Here is a 6,420-nt window from a genome sequence, read left to right as displayed (position 1 = left end):
TGAGGTCGTTTTATTCGTATAATCAGTGGCTTATAGGCTAGCATTATACAGTAAAACAAGGCTTCGTTCGACAATAAGTTATTGTTTTTTAATGGGTAAATGAATTATTTGGGGATGCATTGACGTGCATTAAGAGTTGCTAAAAATTTTCGAAATTTTTTCCACTTTCTAAAATTCTTGCTCCTGAAAAACTGGGAAACTTCAGTAAAGCCAATAAATCCGTTTGGTTGACGTTATTCACGCTCCTCATTTTTAACCATTGGCTGCTGCTTTTATCCAGCTTGGGCCGGTCATGCAACACTCTTTTGCTTCTTCCAGTGTGCCAAATGCGCCCCATGATGTAGGCCGATCCCATGCAGGGTTATTCTGCATAAAGGTACGTAACGCACCATAGGAGTTTTTTGCAAACTCTCTCACAGCGCTATTTACCGATGATTTTATGGCTCCCAAATTTTACCTGAGATTTGGCGGTATTTTTGGTGGCAGGATGCCGACAGAATCCTGGAGCTTTTCGTCCGAAAAGTCATATTCGCCCAAGAAATTAAAGTGTCTCCAGGTGGCTATAGAATGGCTGGTCATCGCTTTCAGTAACCGATCTTTGGCTTCTTGGGTCTCTAACCGATTGAGTTTTTGCTCCAAGTACAGATAACTCCAGTAAATAACGGCATTTTTAATCAGCCGGTTGCAAGACTCGGCTATTTCTTGCTCTTCTTTTTCGCCCTGGGTGAACTCCCTTGGGTTACCGACAGCAACTGCACGGGTGAATTTGTTTGCCAGTTCGACCTTGTTGAGTTGTTTTTCAATCGCTTGCCGCAATTCCAGGTCATCAAGATAACGGAGTATGAACACTGATTTGATGATCTGGCCGAACGCCTTCATGGCTTTATAAAGGGCATGTTGCTTGGAATAAGAATTTAATCGGCGGAATATATCGGATGCCGTGACCTCCTTGAGCTTAATCGTGGTAACCAGGCGTAAAAAATCATCCCAGTTCTCTATTATGATCTCTTCGCTGACATATTTATCCGGGGTAATCTTCCAGTCCGCTGGCATCTTGTTTTTGCTGGACTTGAAAATATAGAGGCTTTGTTTTTTAAGGTTCTTGATACGTGGGGCATAAGAAAACCCTAACGGGTGAGTAACCGCAAAAATAACCTCACTGTAGCCATGCGTGTCTGTTGAATGAATATCGCTTTTGACGACATCATTATGCATCAGGCCATCAATAACATAGGCGCTTTCCCGCTCTGCAGCACTGAATACCAGGGAATGCCAGAGTAGACTCCGTTCATCAATAAAGGAATAGGCGCTCACCCCTTGCTCCTTACCGAAATACTTGAAAGAATAGTTGGCATTAAGCGAATCGGTGCGAACTTCGAATTTTTGCCCGTCACTTGAGGTATGAAGCTGGTTTTGTAAACGCCGGTAAACATTCGGCAGTTCCATCTGATCCATAGCTGCCACAATACGGTCATTGGCCGCCTGGATATTTTCTAATGAGAAACACCAGTTAACGGCATGTTCCAGTTCGTTTTCAGTGATATGAGATGATATTTGCGCCATTTTCCGGGTGCCAATTCCGCATCCCAGTCCGATCACACCGGCGTAAAGAGAACGCTGGGAAACTGAGCGGCGAGTATGGCGTTGCTGCCAATGTTGCAGATCATCCAAGAAACCGCAATGCCGGTTAACGGTTGCGAGGACTTCTGTTAACGGCACGTTGCGCCGTTCGGGGAAATACTGTTGGAGCGATTCGCTCTCATGCTCATCAAGCGCGGGTGTCGCAATCCGAAAGCTGCCATTTTCATTAAACTTTAAATGCGGGTTTTTTCCTGTAATGGCATTGTTGTTCGTGGTCTGATATTGTTCATGCAGTTTTTTCTCAAGCCCCTGCAAAACATCTTGTGGATCAGTAAACTCCGTGAGTCCTGCCCGCTCTAACAATATCTCTTTGTCACGATGCCAGCGATCCTTGCTGATCAAATAGTCATCCAGAGGACGATATTTATAGGAGTGCTGAAAGTTTAAACCACCGGACTTGATGCCAGTTGCCGTGTGCATAAATAAAAAGGCTTTATACAGCGAGGGTCGGAATTTTTGGTCATCACCACACAGAATGGCTTTATCTTCTTGCGCCTCAAGGAATGCACTCGGCGCTGTCTGATTAATGACACCATTTTTTGACTTGAAATGCTCGATGGCTTCTTTCAACGCCATGCAGCTGGCATCCGCTTGGAAATTCAGCACTTTGATAATAGGGGATACCCGGTTTTGCAAACGGAGCGAACGTTCTTCCAAAACGCCATAATAATCGCCTTGATTCAGGTTACTCTCAAGGCTTGTTTTCAACTCCGTAAACGCATCTTCTTTTCTGTCTTGCAGCAATGAACGAATTTTATTGAGTTTTTCACTGTCATTAAGCCCGTCATCGTTGGCGAACCGGCTAATTTGCCGCAAAATATCAAAAACATCACTATCGAGTCTTGACAGCAATCCCGATAACGATTGGTTACGCTCTCTCTGCTGTTCGTAACTTTGTTCCTTATGCTCGCGTTGGGCGCTATTTTGAAAGGATTGGACAACGCTAAGAATGACATCGACCAGATTGTCCTGCAACCGGTAGTACTGGTGCGCTATGAACGCGGTGACATGGACGTAACGATCTTCGTCAGAACGCTGATTCAACTGAAATATCTTGGCTTTTATAACACTGCCGGCGTAATAACGGATACCTTCATCGTTGAGGTTCATCGCCGATAACACTGGCGTCAATTCCCGATATAATTCTGCGAGATAATTCAGGTCATTGGCCTTTTCCCTGACCTTGGTGGGTCTCGTGGATTGCGACAAATTTTTCAGCAAGGTTAATTTATAACGCGTCGTTTTTGTGGGCTGATCGCTCCCGGTCTCAGCCTGTACAAAAAGGCTATCAATAAGCGTCTTCATGTCGGGTGTTAAAACATCCTTGACCAGTACCACTAATTCCCGCTGATGCTGGTTTAGGGCTGACAAAATGAGTTCTGTCAGCCGATGATAGCCTGGTATCTGTACCTTATTGCGAATCAGCAAATCAACGCAACGCCAAAAAATCAATTTGGGCTTAAGCTGCGCCCGTGCCATATTGGCAATTTCTAGGCTAATGGTTTTTTCAGTGGACGTATCAAAGCGTTTGAACCCAAAAAATTCCAGGATGAGATGTTCATGCCGCAACCGTGTTGTTTTCGTATAGTTTTTAGCTACAAAACTTTCTTCCGGTAAAGCCAGTTTCCGGGCGATGTATTCAACATCACGTTGATGAAAATCACTGGGGGCAAAAAAGCATTTTGTCGCCTTAAAATAACCGCCCACAACAAAAAAACCAATTCGGCTGGATGGGTTACGGAAATCCTCAGCCAGTGTTCGCAGGGCTATTGGGAAATCAAAAAACTGCTTGCGTTGCACGCTGTCAAACTTAGGCGGCAAATCAAACAACTGTTGCTCAGTTGCACTTAATATTCGCATTCTCGGCATAGGCCTGATCGCACCTAGGAAATTTATCTGATAAATTAGTGGGTTATAGCGTTTTTGTATTGAAAGAAAAACATTCGTAGGCAGAAAAGTCTACTGAACAAAGAATATTTGACTTTTTCAAAAAATAGCATCTAATGAACCCAAGATATGCTTAAGAATTTAAAAAACGATAAGAAAAGCTAAACCTACTGGGAGGTAGGGGCGGAAAGTCGCGTATCCAGAACGGAAAGCCGGACTGCCGAAGTTGACCTGCGTCAAGGTTGCTTTAATGGGGTTCGGCTTTTTGTTGTTTGGCGGATGGGGTTTTCTCGCAGTATGACTATGCTGGTGTAGAAAATAAGACCTCATCTTGTGCCGAATAACGATTAGCCTAATTCTCAAATATGAGAATACGGCTATGACAGTCAAACAAAGTCAAACAAAACGTGGTAATCATTGGCGATGGTTATTAGCGATCATCTTTGGACCGGCGAGGTTTGGCTTAATCCTAGCCCCAGCTTGGGCCGTACTCACGCCCAGTCCTGTCGATACCCAAGTCAAAGTCAAGTTTAGTGCATTTAAGTTCAATAAGCCTTCAAACACCTATGACGGCAAGGCAGAATTCACCAACCGTTCAGCGCAGCCGATCCAGACACCGATTCGACTCGCCATAAAAAACATCAAGTCCAACACCGTGTCATTGGCTAAACCGACTGGCCTTCTGGCAGATGGGTCAGGCTATGTTGAGATGCCCTTAATTGATGGCATTCTATCATCCGGCGCAATAGTCAAAAATACTTCTCTTACATTAAACAAATCCAAACGGTATGCCCATATGGCAGAACCGATTACGGGTTCCGCTGTATGGGAAGCAATACGGGACACCGAACGATTTTACTGGAAAAATCAATGGGGATAGCTCAGGCTCAGTCTTCATTGATTCAAGAATTATCATGCTAGGAAATTACAGCCCAAGTGCATATTAATCAACCGAATATAGGTGGAGTCATGAGATTACTAATTTTTGCATTTTGTTTAATGAACACGGTTTGTTGCTTTGCTGACAGCGCTATAAACCAGCCCATGATGGACTATGTACTCGGTGGATTAAAACAGATGGGTAATCAACTGCAAACTGAACAAAAGGCAGCTAAGGAACGTTACACCCAGACAGTGAATACCTGGGTGGGTTCAGATATTAACGATCTGGTAGTGAGTTGGGGCGCACCTAGCGGACAATTCAACGCGCCGAATGGTGGGGTGATTTATGAGTGGCTCAAAAGCCAATCCATCTTTTATGCGGCTCACGAAAACGAAAGTGCGTTTGGATATTCATATATGATCCCGAGTCAAACGGTAACTGATTGGTACAAGACACAATTTCTCACAAATAGAGCTGGAAAGATTACAGAAACAGGGTGGGAAGGCAATGCATGTTACTAAATTGGAGGGTAGGTTGCATTTTTTTGCAACCTAACGCAATGATGCAGTAAATGTTGGGTTGGAACAGGATCAACCTAACCTATGCTGCTGGCTTTTATGGGGATAAACTCTACTTAACGTTTTACAAGTAAGGAGCAGGAATTATGATAGGTATTCAGGAAAGTCATTCAGATCATTTTCTCACTACAGGGGACATGAAATGACAATTTACACTGGGGTGATCAAGAGTTTAAGCAGTGGTGTGGAAGGATTACAAGGAGGGGGGCTCGGACCGTCGTCCGGGATTTCGTCGAAATCGGAGAAAACAGAATCCGGAATGTCTTGCTTGCAAGCTACCTAGACCAGTTTCTTGTAGTCGGAGAAACAACAACTCTCTCTGGATTCCGTAGGGGGAGCAAGTTCATTGTTGCTGCGCTCAAGAGAAGCAATGGTGAGATTATACACTTGGAGACGAGAGAGGTTATATTTTTGTTCCTAGCCAACACTATTTCGTCCCTGATCGTAATGGTAGTCATAGGCTCCATTGTAGGGGGAATGACCAATCAACCATTCTTGGGGCTGATTGTGTTCTTTGGTGGCTTTTACTTTGGAGACCTGAGTCCAATTCTTTCCTATTTCGCCGCAATACGTAGATTGACCTAGCTAGGACTGCGGCTGTAGGTGTGATTACGGTCGCGGTTTACTTACGACCAATTTATTAAATTAACGGTGTCAGAATAAATGATTTTGTCATTTCTTGGTGGCTTGACTACGGTGGTTACTGCCCCGACAGACGCGTCCGTTTGACCCGTATGTTATGCACAAAAAACCTATATGAGGTTTATATGTACAAGATTATTTTTATACTGCTGTTAATGTTTTTCTTCTCCAATTCTGCTTCTGCCGACAATGGCAATCCAAAGGTTTTAGATATGCTCAAAAAAAATACAATTGTAAATGCCGCTGTAGCGCAAGCTAAGAAATTTTCTGGTGCAAAGACATGTAAATACACTGTCGAATCTAAAGAAGTTGAAGGGTTTGAAAAAGGTTCTACCTTCGATTATTCCGCAGAAATTGCTTGTAAGAAAAACGGGTTCGTGTCTGTTAAAGGCCGTATGTTCTCATCAATGGGCTGGGCGCAAGATTTAGAACTGTCAATCAGATTCGCTGGTTGACAGTTCTCCCTGCAATGAGCATTGTGCCGACAACAAAACAACGAAATCATCAAACAATTAATGTAGGACAAATCTATGAAAGCATTACTTCCAATCTATCACACCAAGTTGACGGCGATACTGACACAAGTCGGCATCCTGATCATGGTTACCGTCTTTCTTGCCAGTTGCGGTCCTAAGTTAAGAGGAACATACAATCTGGACGCCTATAGTGGACCCCATTGTCCAGACAAATAATGCCTTAATTTAAGATAGAGCCCTGTTCACACTCCAGCTGAATGGCGCTGTCCCAATTTTTTTATACGGGAACTGATATTTCTGCCGCTCCGTATTT

Annotated in this window: 6 protein-coding genes and 1 riboswitch; of the genes, 4 read left to right on the top strand and 2 right to left on the bottom strand. The window is 43.8% G+C overall.

All coding sequences use genetic code 11. The features are described from left to right. Positions 1 to 139 precede the first annotated feature (139 nt). Positions 140 to 355: a hypothetical protein gene (locus tag RW114_RS19505; protein ID WP_340124410.1), complete on the bottom strand. Its 216-nt coding sequence runs from the start codon at positions 353 to 355 to the stop codon at positions 140 to 142. 98 nt (positions 356 to 453) lie between these two features. Further along, on the bottom strand, positions 454 to 3,501 hold the full coding sequence (locus RW114_RS19500; RefSeq protein ID WP_340124409.1) for a Tn3 family transposase: 3,048 nt from the start codon (positions 3,499 to 3,501) through the stop codon (positions 454 to 456). A gap of 177 nt (positions 3,502 to 3,678) precedes the next feature. After that, positions 3,679 to 3,753, top strand: a riboswitch (cyclic di-GMP riboswitch). Positions 3,754 to 3,907: 154 nt separating this feature from the next. Here RW114_RS19500 and RW114_RS19495 point away from each other — a divergent pair. From RW114_RS19495 to RW114_RS19480, 4 genes are all read left to right on the top strand, one after another. Then, positions 3,908 to 4,408 carry a hypothetical protein gene (locus RW114_RS19495; protein ID WP_340124408.1) on the top strand — a complete coding sequence of 167 codons (501 nt, stop codon included), beginning with the start codon at positions 3,908 to 3,910 and terminating at the stop codon, positions 4,406 to 4,408. Positions 4,409 to 4,497: 89 nt separating this feature from the next. Then, on the top strand, positions 4,498 to 4,932 hold the full coding sequence (locus RW114_RS19490) for a hypothetical protein (protein WP_340124407.1): 435 nt from the start codon (positions 4,498 to 4,500) through the stop codon (positions 4,930 to 4,932). Between the two features lie 824 nt (positions 4,933 to 5,756). Further along, entirely contained in the window at positions 5,757 to 6,086 is a 330-nt protein-coding gene (locus RW114_RS19485; protein ID WP_340124406.1) for a hypothetical protein, read from the top strand. A gap of 75 nt (positions 6,087 to 6,161) precedes the next feature. After that, positions 6,162 to 6,323, top strand: coding sequence for a hypothetical protein (locus RW114_RS19480; RefSeq protein WP_340124405.1), 162 nt, complete (start codon positions 6,162 to 6,164; stop codon positions 6,321 to 6,323). Positions 6,324 to 6,420: the final 97 nt, after the last annotated feature.

The sequence above is a fragment of the Methylobacter svalbardensis genome (assembly GCF_037671525.1).
Lineage (GTDB): Bacteria > Pseudomonadota > Gammaproteobacteria > Methylococcales > Methylomonadaceae > Methylobacter_A > Methylobacter_A svalbardensis.
This window is presented reverse-complemented; position numbering and strand designations above follow the sequence as displayed.